Origin of the sequence: Bacteroides sp. GM023 (assembly GCF_014750685.1) — a bacterium.
Taxonomy (GTDB): domain Bacteria; phylum Bacteroidota; class Bacteroidia; order Bacteroidales; family Bacteroidaceae; genus Bacteroides.
Genome location: NZ_JAAXGE010000001.1, coordinates 103,594 through 127,004, shown reverse-complemented (window position 1 = coordinate 127,004; position 23,411 = coordinate 103,594). Strand labels below are relative to the sequence as shown.

General features: G+C 46.9%; 11 protein-coding genes. 6 read left to right on the top strand and 5 right to left on the bottom strand.

The window, feature by feature from the left end; all coding sequences use genetic code 11:
• Positions 1-8 precede the first annotated feature (8 nt).
• The 5 genes from HC965_RS00465 (at position 9) to HC965_RS00445 (ending at position 11,915) form a co-directional block, all read left to right on the top strand.
• Positions 9-1,997, top strand: a complete 1,989-nt coding sequence (locus HC965_RS00465) for a SusD/RagB family nutrient-binding outer membrane lipoprotein (protein ID WP_191029581.1) — start codon at positions 9-11, stop codon at positions 1,995-1,997.
• A gap of 22 nt (positions 1,998-2,019) precedes the next feature.
• Complete coding sequence (locus HC965_RS00460) at positions 2,020-3,381, top strand: glycoside hydrolase family 99-like domain-containing protein (protein WP_191029580.1); 1,362 nt, start codon at positions 2,020-2,022, stop codon at positions 3,379-3,381.
• A 30-nt stretch (positions 3,382-3,411) separates the two neighbouring features.
• Positions 3,412-5,241 carry a DUF5010 domain-containing protein gene (locus HC965_RS00455; protein WP_191029579.1) on the top strand — a complete coding sequence of 610 codons (1,830 nt, stop codon included), beginning with the start codon at positions 3,412-3,414 and terminating at the stop codon, positions 5,239-5,241.
• Between the two features lie 43 nt (positions 5,242-5,284).
• Entirely contained in the window at positions 5,285-7,984 is a 2,700-nt protein-coding gene (locus HC965_RS00450; RefSeq protein WP_191029578.1) for a hypothetical protein, read from the top strand.
• Between the two features lie 232 nt (positions 7,985-8,216).
• Positions 8,217-11,915, top strand: coding sequence for a glycoside hydrolase family 2 protein (locus tag HC965_RS00445; RefSeq protein ID WP_191029577.1), 3,699 nt, complete (start codon positions 8,217-8,219; stop codon positions 11,913-11,915).
• Positions 11,916-12,076: 161 nt separating this feature from the next.
• Here the strand turns inward: HC965_RS00445 and HC965_RS00440 are convergent, their stop codons facing one another.
• The 5 genes from HC965_RS00440 to HC965_RS26815 all read right to left on the bottom strand — a co-directional run bounded on the left by HC965_RS00440 (position 12,077) and on the right by HC965_RS26815 (position 20,864).
• Positions 12,077-12,250 carry a hypothetical protein gene (locus HC965_RS00440; RefSeq protein ID WP_191029576.1) on the bottom strand — a complete coding sequence of 58 codons (174 nt, stop codon included), beginning with the start codon at positions 12,248-12,250 and terminating at the stop codon, positions 12,077-12,079.
• A 272-nt stretch (positions 12,251-12,522) separates the two neighbouring features.
• Positions 12,523-15,084: a glycoside hydrolase family 3 C-terminal domain-containing protein gene (locus HC965_RS00435; RefSeq protein ID WP_191029575.1), complete on the bottom strand. Its 2,562-nt coding sequence runs from the start codon at positions 15,082-15,084 to the stop codon at positions 12,523-12,525.
• Between the two features lie 205 nt (positions 15,085-15,289).
• Entirely contained in the window at positions 15,290-17,005 is a 1,716-nt protein-coding gene (locus HC965_RS00430; protein WP_191029574.1) for a sialate O-acetylesterase, read from the bottom strand.
• A gap of 30 nt (positions 17,006-17,035) precedes the next feature.
• Positions 17,036-19,900, bottom strand: a complete 2,865-nt coding sequence (locus tag HC965_RS00425) for a glycoside hydrolase family 3 N-terminal domain-containing protein (RefSeq protein WP_191029573.1) — start codon at positions 19,898-19,900, stop codon at positions 17,036-17,038.
• Between the two features lie 40 nt (positions 19,901-19,940).
• Positions 19,941-20,864, bottom strand: coding sequence for a family 43 glycosylhydrolase (locus HC965_RS26815; protein ID WP_370539957.1), 924 nt, complete (start codon positions 20,862-20,864; stop codon positions 19,941-19,943).
• A gap of 1,439 nt (positions 20,865-22,303) precedes the next feature.
• Between HC965_RS26815 and HC965_RS00415 the strand changes: the two genes are divergently transcribed.
• Positions 22,304-23,326 (top strand): YafY family protein, encoded by a 1,023-nt coding sequence (locus tag HC965_RS00415; RefSeq protein ID WP_191029571.1) that lies wholly within the window; start codon positions 22,304-22,306, stop codon positions 23,324-23,326.
• Positions 23,327-23,411: the final 85 nt, after the last annotated feature.

The following is a 23,411-nucleotide window of genomic DNA, read 5'->3' as shown; positions in this document are numbered from 1 at the left end:
CGATGACGATGAAAAAGTACTTATATACACTATGCACCGCAGCCTTATTGGGACTAGCTACCTCTTGCGTGGATGGTTTCGACGCAGTCAACCAAAACCCCAACAAGCTATATTTGGATGAAGTTGATATCCAAAAGATATTTCCGGGTACTATCTACAAATCCCTGGACGTATTATCCGAAATGAACTATAACTACTACGCCTATATGGCACGTTACGTAGTGTCATGGACGAGCCCGCAGAGTTCGGACAACGTAGGCGACCGGTTCTATAACTTCTACAAGAAAGTTCTGGGTGACGTAGCTATTATGGAAGAGAAATACGACCAGGATACCAACGGAAACTATTGGGCAATCCTGACTACCTGGAAGGCTTATCTCTACTCCGTACTGACCGGAACATGGGGTCCTGTACCTTTGGATTCAGCCTGTAAGGAGACTTACGGAAACGTATATTACTACAACAGCGAAGCCGAAGCCTATATGCAGATACTCCGTTGGCTGGACCAGGCGGTAGAAACATTCGACCCAAACGGAGCGAAGATATTGAAAGACCCTTTCTATCCTTCTGCCGGTGGTGACAGTGACATCGAGAAATGGCGTAAGTTTGCCAACTCCCTGCGCCTGGACGTGGCTATCCGCATGATGAACATGAAGAAAAGCCCCGAAGCCATCTCTATGGCACGCGAGCAGATAGAAAAAGCATTGAACGAAACCAACCGCAACTACCTGTTCAACTCTAATAATGACAACGCAGCAGGACGCTATGGTACCGACCCCAATGCCGACGTTTCCTTATATTACAACCGTATCCTGAAAGAATTTGACCTCGGAACGAAACTGGAAACAGAAATGGGTGGTCTGACTTACCCGGCAATGGACGAATATTTCTTCTGCTATATGCGCTCTTACAAAGATCCCCGTTTGAGCAAATATGCACAACCTTCACGCAACAATGAGAGTGGTGACTACCGCGCCGTGGTAAGAGATTCCCTGTGGTCGACAGCAGAGGAGAAATACATCCAGGTATCATACAGAATACCTTTCCTGCCACGCTTCGAACTGAAACAGACGCCTACCGGATGGATTGTGGGCAAGGATGAACACAACAACAACCTTCAAAGTCTTTATTCCACCGCTTCCGTTAGTATCGAAGGCTATACATACGCTTTGATTCAGCGTGATTTCATCAAGCAGGACGCTCAGGTGAAACTACTGACATGGGCGGACGTAAACTTCATGCTCTCCGAAATCCAATTACGTAAAGACGAATGGGGTTTGAACATAGCATTGCCGCAAAGTGCCGAGCAGTACTACTACAATGGTATCACTGCTTCCATGAACGAGTACAGTGTGACTGCCGGAATAACCGACTACATCCAACGTAATGGTATCAAATGGAATACTAACGGACTGGGCTGTCGTGACTACCGTGCCTTCTACAAAGCCGATATCAACGGAAAAGGCGGTTACAAGAACAACTTGGAACAAGTGTGGAAGCAACGTTACATCGCCGACTACTTCAACGGATTCGCCGGATGGACACTGGAACGCAGAACACGTGTGATGCAATATCCTCCTATTTTCTACAACGGAACTCCGAACAACTACGGAACCTACGGTGCCAACCAGTTCGACCCTGTTCCCGAACGTCTGCAATATCCTACGGACGAACGCAACTGGAACATGAACTATTACCGTGAAGCCTGCCGCATGTTGCAATCCACTTCACTGACACCCCGTTCAGACGGCAACTATAACGACAACTTCTTCACCCCGCTTGGCATTGGCGGAACGTACAACCAGGAAGGTCTGTACGAGCGTTGGAAAGGCGGTCAGTTGATGTACAACAATGAAATGGTAGCCCGTTGGTATGGCGACACTATCGAAGAGTTTGTAGACAATGTACTGTCAGACTATCCGGAATACATTTCCCTGGAAGGAGAAGCACGCCTGGAAGCAAGTATCAAGTTTGTGCGCATAGAAGATAAAAAATAATATAATAAACAGATAGACAGTTATGAAACTAATGAAATACATTACCGGATGCTCCGCAGCTTTGCTACTTCTTGCGGCATGCGACAAAGAAGAAGGTCCGAGCATCGACGACTACTTCTTGAATTACGAAATTCCGGAAATTCCTGTCACCGAAGATTATCAGGTAGGTATCTTCTACAACAAAGGAACCGACATAGCCAGCAGACCGAACGGTGATGCTAACTTCACCCGTTGGGAACTCCTGACACTGACCGACGCGGAACTGAGCGCGAAGAACGACTATAACAACCTGACACCGCAGGTAATGCCCGCATCACAGCAAGAAAGTTTCCTGCAACCGGACGCAGGAAGCCAGAGTTATCGCATGATTCCGATGGTGCAGCAACACGTAGACGACTGCATCGAAGCGGGAGCGAACTTTATGATTCTCCCCGAAGCGGGCGTAGACTTGGGCAAAGGCCCCGGCACAGAAATCAACCAGGGAGATTCACTGTTTATAACCATGATGCTGGGACGTTCAGGCAGAGGGGGCAAACGCCTGCCGATGCCACACCTGGGACAACCGGGAGTAGACTTCGTAGACCTGAAAACGATGAAAATCGTGGCTGCTATCAACTGGAACAACATCGTTGATATGTCTCCTACCCTGTCTTCAAGCAACTGCATCGAGACGGCTACCGGAAGAACCTATGACGGCGTCACCTATACACGCCAGGAACTGCTGAACAACTTCTTCAGCAAAATAGGTTGTTACTTCTCAGACGAGCGCTACTATAAAGTAGGCGGCACACGACCGATGGTTTACATCAAAAACAAGACGGGCGAAATCTATGCGCAAGACGCCAAAGCCATGTATGACGGCATCCGCGAAGCTGTGAAAAAAGCTACCGGTTACGACATTTACATCATGGTGGAGAGTGCCGATGTATGGTGCAATCAGATGCGTTACCAATACTTCTACATGGAAGGTTGCGTAGACGCCGTAGCCAGCCGTAACATGTACGACCAGTCGGAAATGAGCCGTTCTTATATGTATCCGCAGATGATAGACCAAAACTGGAAGTACAACCGCGAAACGGCATTGCCTGCCTTCGGTAACGGTAGTATGGAGTACGTTCCTACTGTTGGCCCTGCCTGGAACAAGCTGGTGCAGGACGGTCGCGGTTCTATCGGCAACTCTCCGATTGTGAAGAAAGACCCTGCCACCTACCGCACCATTTGTAACGTGGCAAAGATGAACGCCGGACGCAGCCGCCTCATCCTTATCGACTCTTACAACAAGTACAACTTCGACTCCTTCATCGAGCCGACAGTAGAGGGCTACGGTAACGGATACGGAAAGACCTATCTGGAAATCACCCGCCAGCAATTCAAGAAGAACTAAGAATGTTAACTCTTTAATGATAGAAAGAATATGAGAAATAAATATTGGAAATACATTTGCCTGTTGGGTTTGGGCGCTTTCTGCTGGGCGTGCTCGGACGACAATCCTGCTGACGGACCAAACGGCCCGGGTTCTGAAGGCAATCAGGGAACGGAAGAGGAAATCGTACGTTCCTACAAGATAGGTACACTGGCAGGTTTCGAAGGCAACTTGCGCCGGAATATGGACAAGTCTAAAACCGACGTATCTACCATGCACAACCGTTCATTATTTTGCCGCTACGTAGCTTCCGCCTATCCGGAAGCACAGGAAGACAAGCCGTATCCCGGCCCGATCACCGAAGCCGACTGGTGGGACAACTTTGTGGAAGAAATCGCTTATAGCGGTCAGGACTATGTTGCCATGAACTGTCGTGGTGAGTCCAATCCCGATATAGACCACGGACGTCCCGACAAGCTCATCGACATGATGGCAGCCATCAAGCGCAAAGGTGTGGAACATGAGTTCAAAATCGCTATCTTCGATGATACTCCTGCTTCATGGTCGGCGGCACGCAACGCGCACAAAGGATACGGTTACGATAACAAACCGTTCAGAAACGGTAGCCGCGTAGAAGGTTCACACTATCCGTTGCTCTTCCTCGACCCTGAGAAAGAGGATATGAAAGGTGCAAACAATGATTTCCGTAAGGAGATTTATTACTACATCTGGGATGCCAACATTAAGCCATCGTTTGAAAACGTTCCGCGTGACTATTGGTTTGAGATAGACGGACGTCCGGTTGTATTGTTCTGGAATCCGAACGGTTTCCTGCAAGACAGTTATCTCAGCGAACTGATGGCCAAAGACCCGATAAAATACAAAAGTACTACGGGACTCGACCAGACGAAGTCAGACGCTTATCATGGCAAGTTGAGTTACATTCTGAAATGTCTCAGCGAAGACTTCAATGCTATGTTCGGCGTACGCCCGTTCCTTATCATCCAGCGCGAATGGACCGACCGCGACTTCTCATTGGTGGATTGCCCCTATTTGGATGGTATCCACAACTGGTTTGCCGTTCCTACAATGGACATGAAAGAAGACGTGTACAATGAGAACCTGAAATACAACACCTACATTTCCTCTTACAATTTCAAGGGCTTCAGTGTAGGCAGCGGATGTCCGGGCTTCGTGCAGGGTGATCTCGCCCGTCCGAACTGGCAGTTTATCGATTCCGACCACGGTCGCTACGCAACCAAGATGTTCGAATCCTTCTTGGCTAAAAAGCCCGACCTGGTATTCCTCGAAGGATTCACTGACCTTGCCGAGAACGCAGCCTGGTGGAGAAGTTCGGATAAGATCTATTACGACTTTCCAAACCAACGCATCAATCAGCTTCGTAAATATAGTAATAATCCCTTCCCTACCAATCAAAAAATTGAAGCGGAAACTAGCGATTACTGTTATGAAGGCAGTGTTTCAGGCAATAAGATTGGAACTCTGCTGATGGAGTCGGAAATGAACAATGCACCTGAACAGGGCATAGTGAAATACTGCAACGATACGAAATACAGCGGTGGTTGGCACACCAACCTCACTTCCGCCGGGCTGAATACATTGAGATGGAAAGAGTTGCCTTTCAGAAAAGGAGAATCCGTTATCCGTTTCCGTTACTCAAGCAATGGCGCAGCCAGCGTACGTTGCCAGATTGGCGACACGATGACGCAAAGCGTAAGTCTTCCTGCCACAGGCGGCACATGGGAAGAAGCACAGGTAGCAGTTTACACTCGTGACGCACGCGGATATGCCGACTTCAACCTGATAGTGACCGAAGGTGCCATCAGCCTGAACTACGCAGAGATTATCGCAGAAAAATAAAAAACAAGAATAGTAAAATATGTATCAAACTAAAAATTTACCTATGATGAACAAAAGAGTATTAAACAGTTTTCTCTATGGAGCACTGTTGTTTTCATTAGGAACAGGAGTTGTTTCCTGCAAGGATTACGACTCGGATATCGAAGGTCTGAACAACCGTATCACAACGGTTGAGTCTGACATGGATAGATTCAAAGAAAAGATCGAGGCTGCACTGAATGCAAACTTAACAGTACAAAGCTGGTATCCCAGCGAAGACCAGTCGCAATACACCATCGTATTGAGCAACGGAGACGAACTATACGTTCAGGCTTCCAATAAGGCTACTCCTTTCTACCAGTTCAAGGTGGAAGAAGGCACATGGAGATATACCAAAGATAAAGGCGCGGGCTGGTACAAGGTACTGACATTCGGCACTGAGCAGGAAATTCCGGGAACGGACAAAGACCAACTGTACTATGACAAGAGCAACGGTTACATCTATATCCAGAAAACAGGCGAACTGGTGCAAACCACTATCACTGCGGATAAGGACACACCGATTCTGGCAGAGAATAAAGAGAACAAGACACTCTCTGTCTACATCTACGGTGAAAACTATATCCTTCCCGTACAAGGTGGCGGTTTCAGTGGTATCAGTTCCATCCTCTTCCAGAAGCAATTTGTATTTGAAGAAGATGAATTCCTCGAAGCAGCCAGCTATACCAACAAGCTAGGTAAAGTGGTTACCGCCCATACAGCTACCGCGAAGTTCAAGATTCTGCCTAAAGACATTGATTTGTCCGAAGCTGTTTTTGAATCCGCAGATATTCACGAATTGAAGATGACACGTGCGGAACTTCCTCAACTGTTGGTTAATACAGATAAGAAGCTCGACGCAAACGGTATCCTGACCGTAGAACTGACTCCAAGTAATATGACGGCTCCGTACTACGGCGCAGTGTTGGAAATCACATTGGACAAGACAACTACAAGTTCCAATTACTTCGTAGTGAAACCGACTTCTTACAGCGCTAGCAACGGTCAGTTTGCTTACCGCGAAACACGTACGTATTATCAGAATTCGGAATCTCTGAAATTCATCAGCACTGAAAGTCTCGACCTTGCCAAAACAATCGGTTGGGGATTCGGCGAAAGCGAAGAAGTGAAGTTCGTTGACGAACTGGGATTCAGTGAACTGGCAATCGCAACGACTTATGAACTGACAGAAAATCCGAACAACACGTTCGAAGTGACTGACAAGGGGGTATTGACCGCTAAAGCAGCCAATAGACAAGGTATAGTGAAAATCACTTATACTGTGGCCGAAGAAGATTTCACTAAAGAAGTATTGGTCTACTCACAGGATGAATCGACTGCCAAAAACGGTATCGGACTGACAGGTGTAACAGAACTGCTAAGTGACATTGAAAGTCTTTACAAGGGTACAAAAGCTATCAAAGTGCACAATGCTCAAACTACACTGGAAAGCATGGGAGTTGCAGCATCCAAAGCATGGAAACTGGGTGCTCAACAAAACGGTGGCAGCTGGGATGTTATTCCTATGAATACAAATCTTGCAAGTATCACACAAGACACAGAATTGGCTAACGGTGAAGTTTGTCTTTACTACGACGCTCTTCAAAAGACTAGTTATCTGTTGGTAGGTCCTCAGGCTGAAGGTATAGTAGGAGCCAACCTGTTCGCTATGAATGAAACAGGAACAGATAAGGAATCTTTCACTCTCAATGACAAACAAGTAGGATTGTATATAGGCAATGTTACATCGAAGTATGTAGTGGAAGCTCCGACGAAGAAACCTGAATTGGAAATTCCTATTTATGGTAAATCCGGTATCGACCATGCAAGCCCAGTTCTCAATATTGGTAACAGATTTGCTATCCCGGGTGTGTATGATAAGGTAAAAGGCTATCACTTCACTGATATGGACTTGCGCAAAGCGTTGTACAACTTCAAACCTGCTGACGCAGACTTTACAATCACCCTGAATAAAGGTGACCAAAATGACAAAGTACAACAAAGATGGGATGCTAATAACTTTTTATGGGATGCCTACAAGAACGAATTGACAATCGTCCGCAACACTCCGCATCTGCAATTATTCCACTTCAACTTTAACGACAAGAAGATAAATGAAATGACAGAAGCCAATAATGGCATCAAGATATCATGGACATTCAGCGCCGGTAAGGGAGAAGTATCATCTGAAGGTAATGAAGCATGGTACGTAAAAGACCCTGTACGCCAACCGGGAGACCATATGATTTATATGGGCGTTGACAAGCAACCTAACGCGACAGGTGTTATCAGCACAGACTATAACCTGAAAATATCCGACTTTGAACCTGGCAAGGAAGAGTTGACAGAACTGGTTGTCGGCAAGGTTTACAATCTGGGAGACGCTTTGAAGAATCACGAATTCTGGAGAAAAGGTTGCGCATGGGATGTATACGGTGGTGAAAGCAATGCTTCCGGAACGAATTTACCAGTATTGTTGCAATACAACTCATCATTGAACAGACTTGCGCCAACAGACCATTGTAGTACCTACTTCGGCGTACAAAAACCGATAAAAGTAGCGTTTGAAGGAGCCAATGATGAAGCTAAATCTTTATTGGAAGTAGATTCGGATAACCAAACCTTCAAATTGAAAGGAGAATCAAGTAAGGAAATCCAGCTCAGAATTATCTTTGAAACCGATTACAGCAGTCAGAGTTTGTACTTCAAAATAATCAAAGGATAATCAGAACTTGAAATCTCTTCTATACAAATAGAGTAGCATAATAGAGAGAGATTTTCTTTAAAAGCCATGCCGCAAAACCGCAAGTACACGCACTTCGGTTGGCGGCATGGCTCTTTTTATACTATGACGAAACAATTAAGCGCATTTTAAGCGCACATTAAGCGAAACATAACCTAAAAATTATTCGTCGGACTGTACCTTTATCCCAAAATTATTATTAACTTGTAATATCATGAATAGAATTAGCAAAGTATTTCTAGCTTGTGCATGCAGCGCCTTCTGCATGAACGGACAAGCACAGGACAATACTACATGGACAAACGACTTCTCCAATGCCGGAGAGACTCTGAAAGTAGTAGGTCGGGGAACGTGCAGCATTGCCGACAACGTATTCCGTTCCAAAGGCGCATACGCCGTATTCGGCAATCCTGAATGGAAAAACTACTCCTTCTCTTTCAAAGCCCGTGCCCCTAAGAATGCCGAACAGGTACAGATATGGGCAAGTTTCCGCAATTACAACCGCTTCGACCGCTATGTGGTAGGTATTAAAGGCGGATTGCAGGACGACCTCTACCTGATGCGTACCGGATATATGGGTACGGATGAGTTTATGGGCGTTCGTCCGCTGGGCTTCCATCCTGTACCGGGAGAATGGTATCAGGTGAAAGTAGAAGTTTGCGGCAACCGCATCCGTATCTTCCTCAATGATGAGAAACAACCCCGCATCGACCTCGTGGATAAAAACGCGAACCTCGTTCCATCGGGTGAAGTTGCTTTAGGCGGCGGATGGATAGAGACAGAGTTTGACGACCTTGTCGTAACCCCGATGGCGGACGACGCACTGAAAGACGTAAAAGTGGCGGAATATAAAAAGAAAGCCACCCCTGCGGAGAAAGAAAACAAACGCCGCCAGGAACGTGCTGCCTACGCGCCCGTACAATTAAAAGCCCTCATCGGCAGCCGCACGGACATCACGCTGGATGGCAACTGGCTCTTTATGCCGGACTATCAACTGGACAACAAGGATAAAGCTATTTCCGCACAAACCGACGATAAGGACTGGCACATCATGTCCGTCCCCAATTTCTGGAATCCCATCCGCATCTGGCTGCACGGCGAAACAATGCCCTCTCCCACCGGAGCACAACCGAAAGGCGTATCGGACACCTACTACCAACAGGAAACCGACCGTTGCGAAAACTATACCTTTGATTACCGCCGCGTGAAATACGCCTGGTATCGCCAATGGATGGAACTGCCCGCCGACGTAGCAGGCAAGAACCTGACACTGACTTTCGACGCCGTTTCTAAAATTGCCGAAATCTATATCAACGGCACACTGGCAGCTTCAAACATCGGTATGTTCGGTGAAATCCAGGTAGACGGCAGCCAACTGCTGAAACCCGGCAAGAACCTGCTCACAGTAAAAGTGACACGCAACGCGGACGGCAGTGCTTCTTCCGATTCCAACTCTATTGACTTCTTCTACTCGTCCGTTCGCGAAAGTGAGAAAGAGGATGGTAAAGTGACCGTAAAGAAAGACATTCTGAAAGACATCGCACATGGTTTCTACGGTGATGAACCTGCCGGAATATGGCAACCTGTGAAGCTGACTGTCACCGACCCGATGAAAGTGGAAGATGCCTTTATCAAGCCTACCTTGCAGGGTGCTACGTTTGACGTGACCGTAAAGAACCACGGCAACAAGAAGAAGCAATTCGACCTTTATACGGACATCATCGACAAGGAGACAGGCTCTATGCTTTACTCCGGGCTATCCCTGCGGAAACTAAACCTCAACGCAGGCGAAGAACGAATGGAAACGTACACCATAAACGACCTGAAACCCCGTCTATGGACACCGCAGCATCCCAATCTTTACGACTTCAAGTTCCGCCTGGTCGCAGACAAGGGAACCGAACTGGACTGCCTGACGGAAACTTCCGGCTTCCGCACTTTTGAAGTGAAGGACGGACTTTTCTACCTGAACGGCAGTAAATACTGGCTGCGCGGCGGAAACCATATCCCTTTCGCACTGGCGCCCAACGATGAGAACCTGGCAAATACCTTCATGCAACTGATGAAAGCCGGAAACATTGACGTTACCCGCACGCATACCACCCCGTGGAACAAACTTTGGATGGCGGCTGCCGATAACAACGGTATCGGTGTTTCATTCGAAGGTACATGGTCATGGCTGATGATTCACTCCACACCGATTCCCGACGAACGTCTGTTGGAGATGTGGCGCGACGAATTCCTGGGACTGCTGAAAAAGTATCGCAATCATCCGTCATTACTCTTTTGGACAGTAAACAATGAAATGAAGTTCTACGACAACGACAGCGACCTGGAACGTGCCAAAGAGAAATATCGCATTATCTCGGACGTAGTGAAAGAGATGCGCCGTATCGACCCTACCCGCCCCATCTGCTTCGACTCCAACTATCAGGCCAAAGGCAAGGACAAGAAATTCGGCACCGACTTTATGAACAGCATTGATGATGGCGACATTGACGATATGCACGGTTATTACAACTGGTATGACTACTCTGTATTCCGTTTCTTCAACGGTGAATTCCAAAAGCAGTTCAAAGTGGCCGACCGTCCGCTTATCAGCCAGGAAATGTCTACGGGTTATCCCAACAATGAAACGGGACACCCTACACGCTCTTACCAGCTTATCCATCAGAATCCCTATACATTGATAGGTTATGAGGCTTACGACTGGGCTGACCCTGCATCCTTCCTGAAAGTACAGGCATTCATCACAGGCGAACTGGCTGAAACACTCCGCCGTTCCAACGACCAGGCTTCGGGTATTATGCACTTTGCCTTGATGACATGGTTCCGTCAGACATACGATTATCAGAATATCGAGCCGTATCCTACTTACTATGCTTTGAAGCGGGCTTTGCAACCTGTATTGGTCAGCGCAGAGTTATGGGGACGCAATTTGTATGCCGGCGAAAAGCTGTTTACACGTATCTATGTAGTAAACGACCGCGAGAACGGCACGGACTTGAAACCGTCTCTGCTCCATTGGGAGATACAAGACGAAACCGGAAAGCGACTGGCAAACGGTTGTGAAAATATCCCTGTCGTGAAGCATTACGCACGATATTATATCGAACCTGATATCCAGTTACCGACCTGTCTGCCCGCCGGCAAAACAAAAACCAAACTGGTATTGAAACTCACAGAAAACGGCTTGCCCATCTCTGCCAATGAATACGAGTTGCTGCTCGCCCGCAAAGAGTGGAATGCAGGTCAGGTGGACAACAGCAAAAAGATTGTATTATTGGATAAAGACAACACGAAAGGGGTATTCGACTTCCTGAACATCAAGTATCAGCCGGTTTCTTCCGTAAAAGAGTTGCTCAACAGCAAACTGAAAGCTGACCTTTGCGTCATCTCCGGTCTGACAGCCTGCACCGATGAAGAAAAGGAAATGCTCCGCGCTTATCAGTCCAAAGGTGGAAAACTTCTTTTCCTCAACAGCAAGGAAGCAGTGAAGACTGCATATCCCGAATACATCACCGGATGGATTATCCCGACAGAAGGCGATATCGTTATCATGGAACGCAACGATGCTCCTGTCTTTAATGACATCGACGTACTGGAACTACGCTATTTCAACAACAATAAGCGTGAAATCCCCGTAGCATGTACCGCTACCCTGAAAGCTCACCGCCATAAGAATGTAACGGAACTGGCAGGACAAATGAAAATCCACGCTTACATCGACGGTGGCAAACCGGAAGACCGCATCGAACGTATAGAATCCATGCGCGGCTTGACGATGTTACAGATAGCTGATGGGAAAGGAGAAGCGATTATCTCTACCATGTGTACGGAAAAAGCCGCAACCGACCCGATAGCCGGTAAATTAGTAGTGAATATGATCAACTGTCTGACTACAAATAAATAAGTACATATACAATAGACAAAGGTAAAAAGCCGAAACAAAAGAAGAGAGGAGCTGTATCTATGAATACAGTTCCTCTCTTTATTTATATCTGATACCTAAGACGGAAATATTCGATTCATATGAGATATGCTCGATTACTTATAACTTTAGAAATCAGCGCCTTACAGTTTCCTGCCGTTTCCTTTAACGGAAACGCCCGTTCCCCACCGAGGGAACGCCTGTTTCTCACCGAGGAACGAGACGTTCATCAGAGCTTCCGGAACTAAGTCCTTACTATATACTTTTTCCATAGCAGTTATATTCGATAATGCATAGACAGGAATTAAATATTTCATACAAAAGGGCAGTAGCGGCAACAATAAAAGGGGAAGAACTAAAGAAGAAGAGTAGCAGCAGCAGAAGAAGAAGAAGAGAAAAAGACAGAAGAACAAAAGGAGAGAGCCTGTCAAAATGAAGTAAACCCCGAAAGTCTTTTGTCCAACTTTCGGGGTTTATTTATTTCAAGACATCACACATTACAAGAGAAGAACGAAATCATCCTTGCTACAACTATCTATAGCGAGGATGATTTCATTAAAAGGGGAGTTTTGACACACTCCCCCATAGTCTACAAATTGACTATCGTTTGCAAGCGAATATCTTTGGAAGAAGCACCGACCATAATATCAAATGCACCCGTAGGTACTATAAACTGTTCTTTTGCTGCATCCCAGTAGCGAAGTTGTTCTTTATCGAGTTCGATTTCTACCAAACGGCTCTCACCTGACTTCAAAGGCACGCGCTGGAAACCTTTCAGTTCTTTTATTGGAACGATGCTGCCGGTTTCGGGGATTCGCACGTACACCTGTGCTACTTCATCCCCTTTCTTCTTTCCGGTATTCTTCAGGCGGAAAGAAACAGTGACTTTGCTTGCGCTGTCTTTTACTTTCAAATCACTGTATTTAAAGGCGGAATAGCTCAGTCCATAACCAAAAGGATAGAGAACATCGCCCTTGAAATACTTATAAGTACGTCCTTTTGTGATGTCGTAGTCATCAAATGGTGGCAGTTCATCCAACGATTTATAATAGGTCAGCGGCAAACGTCCGGCAGGATTATAGTCACCGAATAATACGTCGGCGACAGCCGTTCCGCCCTGCTCGCCCGGATACCAGGCATTCACGATGGCAGGAATATGTTCGTCCATCCAGTTGATAGCCAATGAACTTCCCGCAACGAGAACAACGATTATGTTCGGATTCACTTTATAGATTTCCTGTAAGAATTCTCTTTGGTCTGCCGGGAGCTGGATATCGTATCTATCCTGCCCTTCACGTTCTATCGACTTATTGATTCCCATTACGGCAACCACCGTTTCACATTCACGGACCGCTTTTCCGGCTTCTCCATACAAATCGAGACGGGTAGCCTTTCCTATTTGCGGAACTTTCCATTGCAGTTTTGCAATGGCATAATCACGGTTATCATAATATTCGGCTTTTAGCTGATAGTTTTTCCCTGCTTCAAGATAGATGGAAGCCGAGTCCGTAGATACCGCATGCGCCGACCATGCGTCAATCAACAATTGGTCGTCAATGCTTAAACGGCAACCGTCATCCGAAGTAAAGCTGAATGTATAGCGACCGGAGATAGTCGGTTTCAGCTTTCCCGTCCAACGAATAGAGAGCGGAGATTTAGGCAGAAACGGGTCGGGTGCCTGGTTGGCAGGTTCAAAGTTAATCCAGTTTTCCGTGCGCACTTTGGGAGTACCTTTCAAATGGGTATCTTCAAAGTATTCCGCTTTCAATCCTTCGGGGAAGTTCTCACCTTGAATCAATTCCAGTCCGTCGGCAGCAGATTTCCAGGGAGCATATACGACTTTTACTTTATCGCCTACCCTGTTTTTGATTCCCTGCAAGATGGAAACAGGCTCTACTACCGGTGCACCGCTATAATCGCCAAACTCGCATTTGCCCGCATTAATACCGACCACTGCTATCGACTTTAACTTATCGACATTCAACGGAAGCATATTCTTTTTATTCTTCAACAGAACAATGCATTGGCGGGCAACGTCCAAAGCTATCTCCTGATGCTCTTTCGAGCCAATCACGGACGGAGAGATTTTAGTATACGGATTGCGTTCCGTTCCATCGAAAAGCCCCAGTTTCATACGGGCTGTCAGGACATTATAGGCAGCCGAATCAATATCGGCGTCGGATACCATATATTGTTGGTAGGCATTCAGGAGATATTGGTCGTAGACATCGTCTCCACATTCCAGATCCAGTCCCGCTTTGATGGATAAAGTAGCGGCGGCTTCTTTGGTCTTTACATATTTATGGGCGTTTACCAACAAGGACGGCCCGCCGCAATCGGAAACGACGTATCCCCGGAATCCCCAGTCCTGACGCAGAACCTTTTGCAACAGCCAGGCGTTCAGCGTACAGGGCACATCGTTCAACGCATTATAGGCAGTCATGATGGAAGCGGCTTTCCCTTCCTTCACACACATCTCGAACGCAGGGAAATAATATTCACGCAATTGCTTTTCGGAGATTTGCGGATTGCAGACAAAGCGGTTGTGTTCCTCATTATTGGCGGCGAAATGCTTGGGAGTGGAAACGATTTTCAGATAATGCGGGTCGTCGCCTTGCAGTCCCTGCACAAAAGCAGTTCCCATAATTCCACTGAGAAAAGGGTCTTCCCCATACGTTTCCGGGGTACGTCCCCAGCGGGGGTCACGTGCCATATTCACGGTAGGCGACCAAAAGGTCAGCACATCACTGAATTGCTCTTTCTGTTCCCTGCCCTGATCCAATTCATTCCAACGGGCACGCGCCTCATCCGAAATCACGGTAGCTACCCGCTTCTGTAAATCTGGATTCCAGGTAGCGGCCAGTCCGATGGCTTGCGGGAATACGGTAAAACGTCCCGGGCGTACCACTCCGTGCAGCGCTTCATTGCCATGATAGTATTTATCAATGCCCAAGCGGGGAATGGCGGGAGAAGTGGCACGCAGCAGACTTATCTTTTCTTCCACCGTCATGCGGGAGAGTAAATCCGTCACTCGTTCGTGCACGGGCGCATTGTCATTCTTATACAATTCCTGCGCCTGTACAAAAGAGCAGGACATCACAGACAAAGCACCTGCCAGCAAAAACTTTCTATACCTATTTATTAGTTCCATTTTTCTATCTTACATTGTATTAATTACATTTGTCAACTTATCTTTCTTTGTTCCCATGCCGTATATATAAAAATTTGATAAAGAAAAAACATCCTTCCATATCTTTTGTATTACGAACTCGCAGATATCGGAAATTCATTGGCTTATCCAGTAGATACAGGCAATAAGGTTCGTCTTTCTTGCTTTGTCCGGACATTCGTTTTTATTATTCCCAGTTATCTGTGCGGAAAGGGGATGCCGGCAAACCTTTCTCATTATACAGATTACAGCGCGGGCTGTTGGAGAATCCGTAGCGTACAGCTACGGGCTCGGCAACTTCGTTGCTCGATACAATGACTTTATTCCCTTCGATGATGGCATCCGCCCATACAAACTTGCGGTCGGCGCCTGCAATACCGAATCCGGTCAGCTTGGTCGGTTTCGGTTGGGGTTGTTCGCCTTCAGGGAGATAAGGGGAAGTTCCCATCATCAACTTCTTGCCCTGATTGGTGAACTCCAGGATTATTTTATTTCCTTTCACTGTCATTTTCTTATAAAGAGGCCCCATGCCGACAATCTTCTCGCCATACGCCAACTTGCGGGCAGCAAGGGCTAAGCGGTGTCCTACATCGTATTTGTCAACCGGATGCAAATCGAACGGATCGCCGACATCAATTGTTACTGCCATGGCCGTATTGGGAAGGTTCAATGCTTTCGACTGACCTTCGCGCACCCAGCGCCAGCCGTTTCCTTCGACAGAAGGTTCCTGGTCTACGGGTTCGTAATTGGGAAGCTGCACATATACGAAAGGAAAGTTGCCAATCCCCCATTTCTCCCGCCAGTCGGTAATCATCCGGGAGAAAAGTGTCGCGTATTCCTTTGCCGAGCCACCGGAATTAAACTCGCCCTGATACCAAATGACTCCTTTGATGCTTAAAGGGATTAACGGAGAAATCATGGCATTGAACAGGTTGGACGGGCCGTTATTGCCGCCGTCCGGTTTGCGCGGATTGGGCGGACGAGGTGCACGGGGAGCCGGTTTGGGAGGGGCAGGTTTTCCGGCGGCTTGTGCGGCACGTACCGCTACCGCCCATTCTTTCTGCGCCTGGTTCCATTCCTTGCCTACCGTTTTATCCCATTCCCTTACTGCCGAATCAAACTCTTTTTGCTTCTGCGGATAAGTAGCCAATATCTCGGGATTGTCCTTTACATTTTTCTCATAAGCAGCTACATAATGAGCCAATGCGGGTTCCTGTTGAAGACCGGAAAGACTTGTCCAAGCCTCTGCACGCGTACCGCCCCAGGCTGATTGGATAACTCCTAACGGACGCCCGTTGGCCGCACGCATATCACGTGCAAAGTAATAGGCGGTGGCAGAGAATCCCTGTCCGTTGATTTTCGCCAGCATTTCCGGCGTACAAAGCACCCACCTGGCAGCCCGTTCGGGACTGGCTGTTCCTTGTGGGATTTCAATATCCGCCAAGCGTTGCAGGGATGTGTTTTTAGGGACAAAGAATAGACGCAGCAAGGAATCTTCCGAATGGGCTATATCGTCAGCATATTCTTTTCTCACCTTGACGCCCCACTCCATATTCGATTGCCCGGAAGCTACCCATACATCGCCTACCAGTACATCCGAATAAACCAGTTTGTTCTTTCCGGTGATAGTCAGCGTCTCACCTCTCTTCTTTGTTTTTACCGGTTTCAGTTTCACCTGCCATGTCCCGTCGGCGTTGGCGGTTGTTTTCATTTTCTGTCCGGCAAAGGTTATCTCGATGTGTTCTCCGGCATCTGCCCAGCCCCAAATCGCAATATTGGCGTCCTGCTGCAAAACCATATGATTGCCGAATATCAAAGGCATCTTTACATCAGCATTCACTTCCGGCAATCCAAGGACGACGGAAAGTAGGAAGAGCCACGAGACTAAAAGAATTCGTTTCATTTTATCAGAAGTTAGATGATGATGGCGGCTCTAAAGAGCCACCATTTTATACTTGGTAGTAAAAGCAACAGGTTGCTTACTGTCTTTATTCAGCTTGAACGGAATCAGTTTTTCTTCTCCTGCTCCCAGTTCATAATGGATGGCATCACCTATCTTGATACCGTCAATAAACATTTCAACTTTGCCAATATCCATCAATGAACCTTCATTCTTCACGCTTACCCATACGGTCTTCTGATTCTTCGTCAGGTTCTCTTCTACTTTCGATATGGAGAGATTGAAGTTGGCGCCAAACTCATGCGTATAATTAAGCATACCGGATACGCCTTTCTTCTTATCGCTGAAGCCTACACTGTGCTTAATTTCATTGTTAGCTTTGTAATCGGGACTCATGCCACCGACGCATATCTTGAATTCTCCTTTTTCCACGACTCTGTCCATATGGTCGTTGAGCAGGGATATGTCGTAGGGTGTCAGTTCAAAAGAGACGGTTTTCGATTCTCCCGGCTGCAAGTGAACACGATCGAAGTCTTTCAGTTCCATGACGCGGGTCTTTACACTGGCGTACATATCCGTCACATACAATTGTGCCACTTCATCTCCGGCACGGCTTCCTACATTCTTCACGGTAGCCAGAACGGTTACATTGCCGTTCGGTTGTTCCTTAATCTTCAAATCCGAGTATTCAAAGGAAGTGTAGCTAAGACCGAATCCGAAGCGGTAAAGCGGATAAAATTCCATATCTACATATTCATAGCGACGGCCTGAAGTCTTGAAGTTATAATACAAAGGGAGCTGTCCTACGTGGCGCGGGAAAGTCATCGGCAATCGACCGCCGGGATTGTAGTCACCGAACAGAACATCTGCCATTGCCGGGCCGCCTTCCTGTCCCGGAAGCCAGTTTACAAGAATGGCTTTACACATTTCAGACGCTTTCAGAATGTCATAGGGACGTCCTGCCTGAAGAATCAGGATGACCGGCTTTCCGGTTGCGCAAACAGCTTCCAACAGTTCCTGCTGTTTGCCGGGCAGAATCAGGGTAGCCCAGTCGTTGTTCTCTCCGCACGTTTTGCGAACATCAGTGGTGGCTTCGCTGGTGGAGCAGTCGCCCAACACCATTACTACGACGTCCGATTGGGAGGCTGCTTTGACAGCTTTAGAGATATTCGTTGCATCCGGATTGGTAAAGTCACAGCCTTGTTCATAAAGCACTTTCGTCTGTTTGCCGACGGCTTCTTTGATACCGGTCAGTACGGATTTCAATTGTCCGGGTTGTAATTTCGGGGTGTAATCGCCCGGCTGGAGGTCGTCTGCTCCGGGGCCGAGTACTGCGATAGTGCGCAGCGTCTTTGCCAAAGGCAGGAGATTGTCTTTGTTTTCCAACATTACAATAGATTCACGTGCTGCCTGACGTGCCATTTCTTTGTGGCTGTCCGAGTTCCATCCCGGGTAGATTTTCTTCCAGTCCAATGGTTTGCAGGGGTTCTTTTCGAATAGTTCGTTACGGAACATGGTGGATAACATGGTGCGACATACATTGTCGAGGTTCTCCATGTCGATGCGTCCGTCTTTGGCAGCTTGAATTACTTCCTTATTATTATAGGTGTCACCACAATTGGTAGCGATGCCGGCGGCTAATGCCTGGTTGGCTGCTTCAATCTTATCTTTTGCCGTATAGTGTTTACGGGCAGTCAGGTTGCCGATAGCGCCGCAGTCACTGACGATAAATCCGTTGAATCCCCATTCCTGGCGCAAAATCTGTTGCAGCAGTTCTTTGCTTCCGGCTACGGGGATGCCCATATAATCTGAATAAGCCATCATTAAAGACTGGCAATCGTAGTTGCGGATAGCATAACGGAACGGAACTAAATGTACTTCGCGCATTTCACGCTCAGACAGTCCGATATCATGCGAATCACGTCCGCCTAGCGGGGCACCGTGTCCGCCGAAGTGCTTGGGAGTGGTAAATAAGCCCCTGGATTGGTAGCCTTTAATCCATGCACCGCCAATTTGTGAAACCAGTACGGGGTCTTCTCCGAAAGTTTCTTCACAACGTCCCCAGCGTGCATCCTGCGCAACGTCCAGTACGGGCGACCATGCCTGTTTGGTATTTGCCGCTACCGTCTCGTCACCGATGACCATCGCCACTTCTTCCGTCAGTTTTCTGTTCCAGGTGGCTCCCATTGCCAGGGCTTGCGGGAAAATAGTTGCGCCGCTACCGTATGAGAAGCCATGCACGGCTTCTACCTTGGTGATTGGCGGCACATATAAATGAGGAATACCGGGGATGCCCCATCCTTCACGAATCAGTTCCATTTTATCTTCCGGCGTCATCACCGCCAACAGGCTTTCCACACGTTCTTCTACCGGAAGAGACGCGTCCATATAACGGCGGTCGGTCACTTTCCCTTTACTGTCTGTGAGGACTTTCTCTGCCACGAGTACTGAAATCTCCTTTAGAGAAAAAGGCTTGTCCACCTTTCCGGGCTTGAAGTTCAGCTTGACATGAGCGCCATATTTCGGGGTGAATTTCACTTTCATTTGTTTGTCATTCCCTTCTACCTGATAGTTTACGGGAGTTCCCAGGTTCATCGGGTCATAGGTGACAAATATATCCAGCGCGTCTTTCAGTTCGCTTCTGCTGATTCCCTGCATCTGAAGGTCCAGTTCGCAGACATCACCGGGTTGCTGGATGGTAAACATCAGCCATTGTTCGGCTTTTAGTGCCTGGGAAGGCAATGTCCACATCGTCTTTACATTTTTGTCAAAGGCCAAAGCCGCATTTTCCGCGTTTGCGGAAGCCGATACCGATAATATATCGCTTTGTTGCTGTGCCATTGCTACGGAACATGACAGTAAGCCTACTGCCAGCATCCATTTCATTTTGTTTTTCATGTTATGCTCGTTTTTCTAATATTATTAAGATTTCGTTTATCTACTTCGTTTGCTTCACCATCTGAATGGTGCCGTCCGGGTTATAATACAGTTTGTCTACACAGATGGAGCGTAGCCAATCATGCCTGGACAAGGCGCTGTTATGATAGAAAGCATACCATTGTCCTTTGAATTCGACAATAGAGCCATGATTGGTGTAACTGTCGGTCGGTTCCATGTAGATGCCTTTTGATTCCCACGGGCCTAACGGGGAGTCGCTCATGGCATAGCGCATCCGGTTGTCTCCTTTTACGCCGTCATTCCAGTTCTCGTCATGGTTGTCGGAATAAGACAGGTAGTATTTACCTTTATATTTGTGAATCCAGGCTGCTTCGTGAAAGTCTTCCAGTCCTTTCATCGGTTGCATCGGTCCGTCCAGTTCCATCATATTATCTTTCAGTTTGCCACCTTTGCAGATGCCGCCACCGCCATTGTAGACATAAGCCTGTCCGTCGTCGTCCACAAAGACACAAGGGTCAATCATCGGGTCCATTCCTTCGATATATCCCTGCACTTTGAATCCTTCCGCGGGTTTATTGCTGGTAGCCACGCCAATCTTCCAACTGTTATCCCAAGCTGTCTCACTGGGATGGGGGAAATAGAAATAGTAAGTACCATTTCTGTAAGCACAGTCCGGCGCCCACATAAAACCGCCTTCTTTTCGTCCCCAAGGTACTTGGTCAGAACTCAAAATCTCCCCGTGGTCTGTCCAGTTCACCATATCAGCAGTTGAGAACACATGATAACGGTCCATCAAATCACATCCGCGTGGCGGGGCGATGTCATGGGAAGCATATACATACAAGCGTCCGTCTTTCCATACATGAGCCGAAGGGTCAGCTGTGTACATATGCCGGATAAAGGGATTCGGAGCCGCAGGATTCAGGCTTGTATTCAATGCTATCGCCTTTTCCTTGCGTAAAATCTTACCTGCCTCGCCTACCAGTTTCAGATAATGGTCGCTTTCCACTCCTTCCTCGATGGGTACGAATGTACTTTCGCCTACCGGCACTTTCTTGGCACACTTGAAGATAGCCGTTCCCTCGTCTATTTCATCAAACATGGCTACATAAATCATTTCGGCACCTGCCCGAATGGCTCCCATCAACTGATCCCAAAGGAAAGAACCTTTGTTGCGGGGGATAAGTGAATTATTATCCTTCCCCTTCATATTCGCCCATGAGAAACCCGGGAAAACCAACGGCGCATAATCAACCTGATTCTTCTTCGCCCACTGAATATCTTCTTCTACGAGTTTCTGATATTTCGGATAGGTAGTCTGATTGTATCGCCCTACAAACCAGGGCATGATAATATCGCATTTTCTGATAAGTGCATGCAACTGCGGGTCTGATTCCGTGTCTCCCTGCAATTCGCGCCATTGGGTAGGTACTCCAAGCATCACACTGAATCCCTGTGACTTCAGTCCGTCGATGATACGCGCAGCTTCTTTCAATCCGTAGCGGCGGTTATCGTTGAATCCCACTCCCCATACCGTAACCAACGGTTTGCCATTGTGATACAGATAAGAAGGGTTCTTTGCATGATTTTTTATAGAATGTCGTTGGGCGATTTCTGCTATGTCTTTGAGCAAGAACTCTTCTTCACCCGACTGCATTCCGCTCAAGTCATACATCACGCAGATAGCGCGATTATATTTATTGGCGGCTTTCATTGCCGAGTCCAGCACTTTATTGAAATGCTTCAATCCGCTTTCGTTCCGAATCTCTGCGATAAAGCGCTGCATAAACACTCCGTCTAGTCCATATTCCTTCATCCATCTGAAATGAACATTGACGGTAGACTCGTCATAAGAAGAAAAAACAGATGCCTGCTTGCCGTCCGCAAAGGTAAATGCCGTCTTATAGAGTTTCTTATACTCTGATACTTCCGGCCAAAAATCTACGGAGCATGACCCCGGTTGAAATCCCTCGCGACCATTGTAATGATGCCAACCACGGCCGGAGCCGTCACCAGGGGCATTGAACCACCCCTGATAACCGGCCATAACCAATCCTTTGTAAGAATTATACTGTTTCCCACCGGATTGTGCCATCACACCTATTGAAAACAATAAAAATACCAATAACCAATCAAACCTTTTTACCATGTTATTCCTTTGTTTTTCATGTTATACTTTTAAGTCTTTAAAACTATTTTCAGCAAAGTAAAGGGGCACCCCTTAATAAATTCCGCCAAAGTGAATTAATAATGACTTAAAATCGAATTAATCGGAAGAAAAAAGGAGAAGTAACGGAAAAATATGCATATTTACGGAGATATCGCAGGAATAAAGACGAATAACCTCTTTGCTTTCCTGAATTAATTTTTCTACTTTTGAAGCCAATCTTAATTCTCCTGCTTATGCCAGCCAATAGAAATGCCTTGATTCGTTATAAAACAATTGATAACTGCCTGCGTAATCCTTACCGTCGCTGGACGCTGGAAGATTTGGTGGATGCCTGCTCGGATGCCCTTTATGAATATGAAGGCATTGATAAGGGGATAAGCAAACGTACGGTGCAAATGGATATTCAGATGATGCGCAGCGAAAAACTGGGTTATAATGCTCCGATTGTAGTGTACGAGAATAAATATTATAAATACGAAGACCCGGAATACAGTATCACGCAAACTCCGCTGAACGAACAGGATTTGAAAATGATGTCGGAAGCAGTGGAAGTATTGCGGCAATTCAAAGGATTCTCTTACTTCACGGAGATGAGCGATATTATCAATCGCCTGGAAGACCATGTCGCTTCCGCACGAATGAAGACAACTCCGGTCATCGACTTCGAGAAGAATGAATCACTGAAAGGACTGGATTACCTCGATACAATCTATCACGCCATTGTGAACGAGCATCCCATACGGCTGAAATACCGTTCGTTCAAAGCACGTTCGGCAAACGATTTCATTTTCCATCCTTATTTATTGAAAGAGTACCGCAACCGGTGGTTTGTGTATGGAGTGAGAGGAAACGGACGGATATTGCAGAACTTAGCTTTGGACAGAATACATTCGTTAGAAGTTCTGTCACAAGAGCAATCTATAAAGAATACGTTCTTCGACCCGAATACATTCTTTGACGACTTGGTAGGAGTGACTAAGAATTCAGGAAGCAAAGCCGAGAAAGTAGGTTTCAAAGTGGCTGCCAACGAAGCGCCATATATCATTACCAAACCTATACACCGCAGCCAGCAATTAATAGAAGAATTGGCTGACGGAAGCGTCATACTGGAAATTGAAGTAGTCATCAACCATGAACTGGAACGGGTATTCTTCGGATATGCCAACGGGATACAGGTTCTGTATCCGAATACATTGGTAGAATTGATGGGCAAAAAACTAAAAAGAGCTGCCGAACAATATACAGACTCAGAGTGAATAATCACAATGAACAGGAAGCACAGCCTAGCCTATATTCATCAATCTTATCCACCATACAGAGAAAAGCAAAGGGCAGGAAGAT

Coding starts and splice junctions, on each gene's coding strand:
- HC965_RS00465 (WP_191029581.1), top strand. CDS start 9: ATGAAAAAGTACTTATATACACTATGCACCGCAGCCTTATTGGGACTA.
- HC965_RS00455 (WP_191029579.1), top strand. CDS start 3,412: ATGAGAAATAAATATTGGAAATACATTTGCCTGTTGGGTTTGGGCGCT.
- HC965_RS00435 (WP_191029575.1), bottom strand. CDS start 15,084: ATGGAACTAATAAATAGGTATAGAAAGTTTTTGCTGGCAGGTGCTTTG.
- HC965_RS00440 (WP_191029576.1), bottom strand. CDS start 12,250: ATGAAATATTTAATTCCTGTCTATGCATTATCGAATATAACTGCTATG.
- HC965_RS00445 (WP_191029577.1), top strand. CDS start 8,217: ATGAATAGAATTAGCAAAGTATTTCTAGCTTGTGCATGCAGCGCCTTC.
- HC965_RS00425 (WP_191029573.1), bottom strand. CDS start 19,900: ATGAAAAACAAAATGAAATGGATGCTGGCAGTAGGCTTACTGTCATGT.
- HC965_RS00415 (WP_191029571.1), top strand. CDS start 22,304: ATGCCAGCCAATAGAAATGCCTTGATTCGTTATAAAACAATTGATAAC.
- HC965_RS00460 (WP_191029580.1), top strand. CDS start 2,020: ATGAAACTAATGAAATACATTACCGGATGCTCCGCAGCTTTGCTACTT.
- HC965_RS00430 (WP_191029574.1), bottom strand. CDS start 17,005: ATGAAACGAATTCTTTTAGTCTCGTGGCTCTTCCTACTTTCCGTCGTC.
- HC965_RS00450 (WP_191029578.1), top strand. CDS start 5,285: ATGATGAACAAAAGAGTATTAAACAGTTTTCTCTATGGAGCACTGTTG.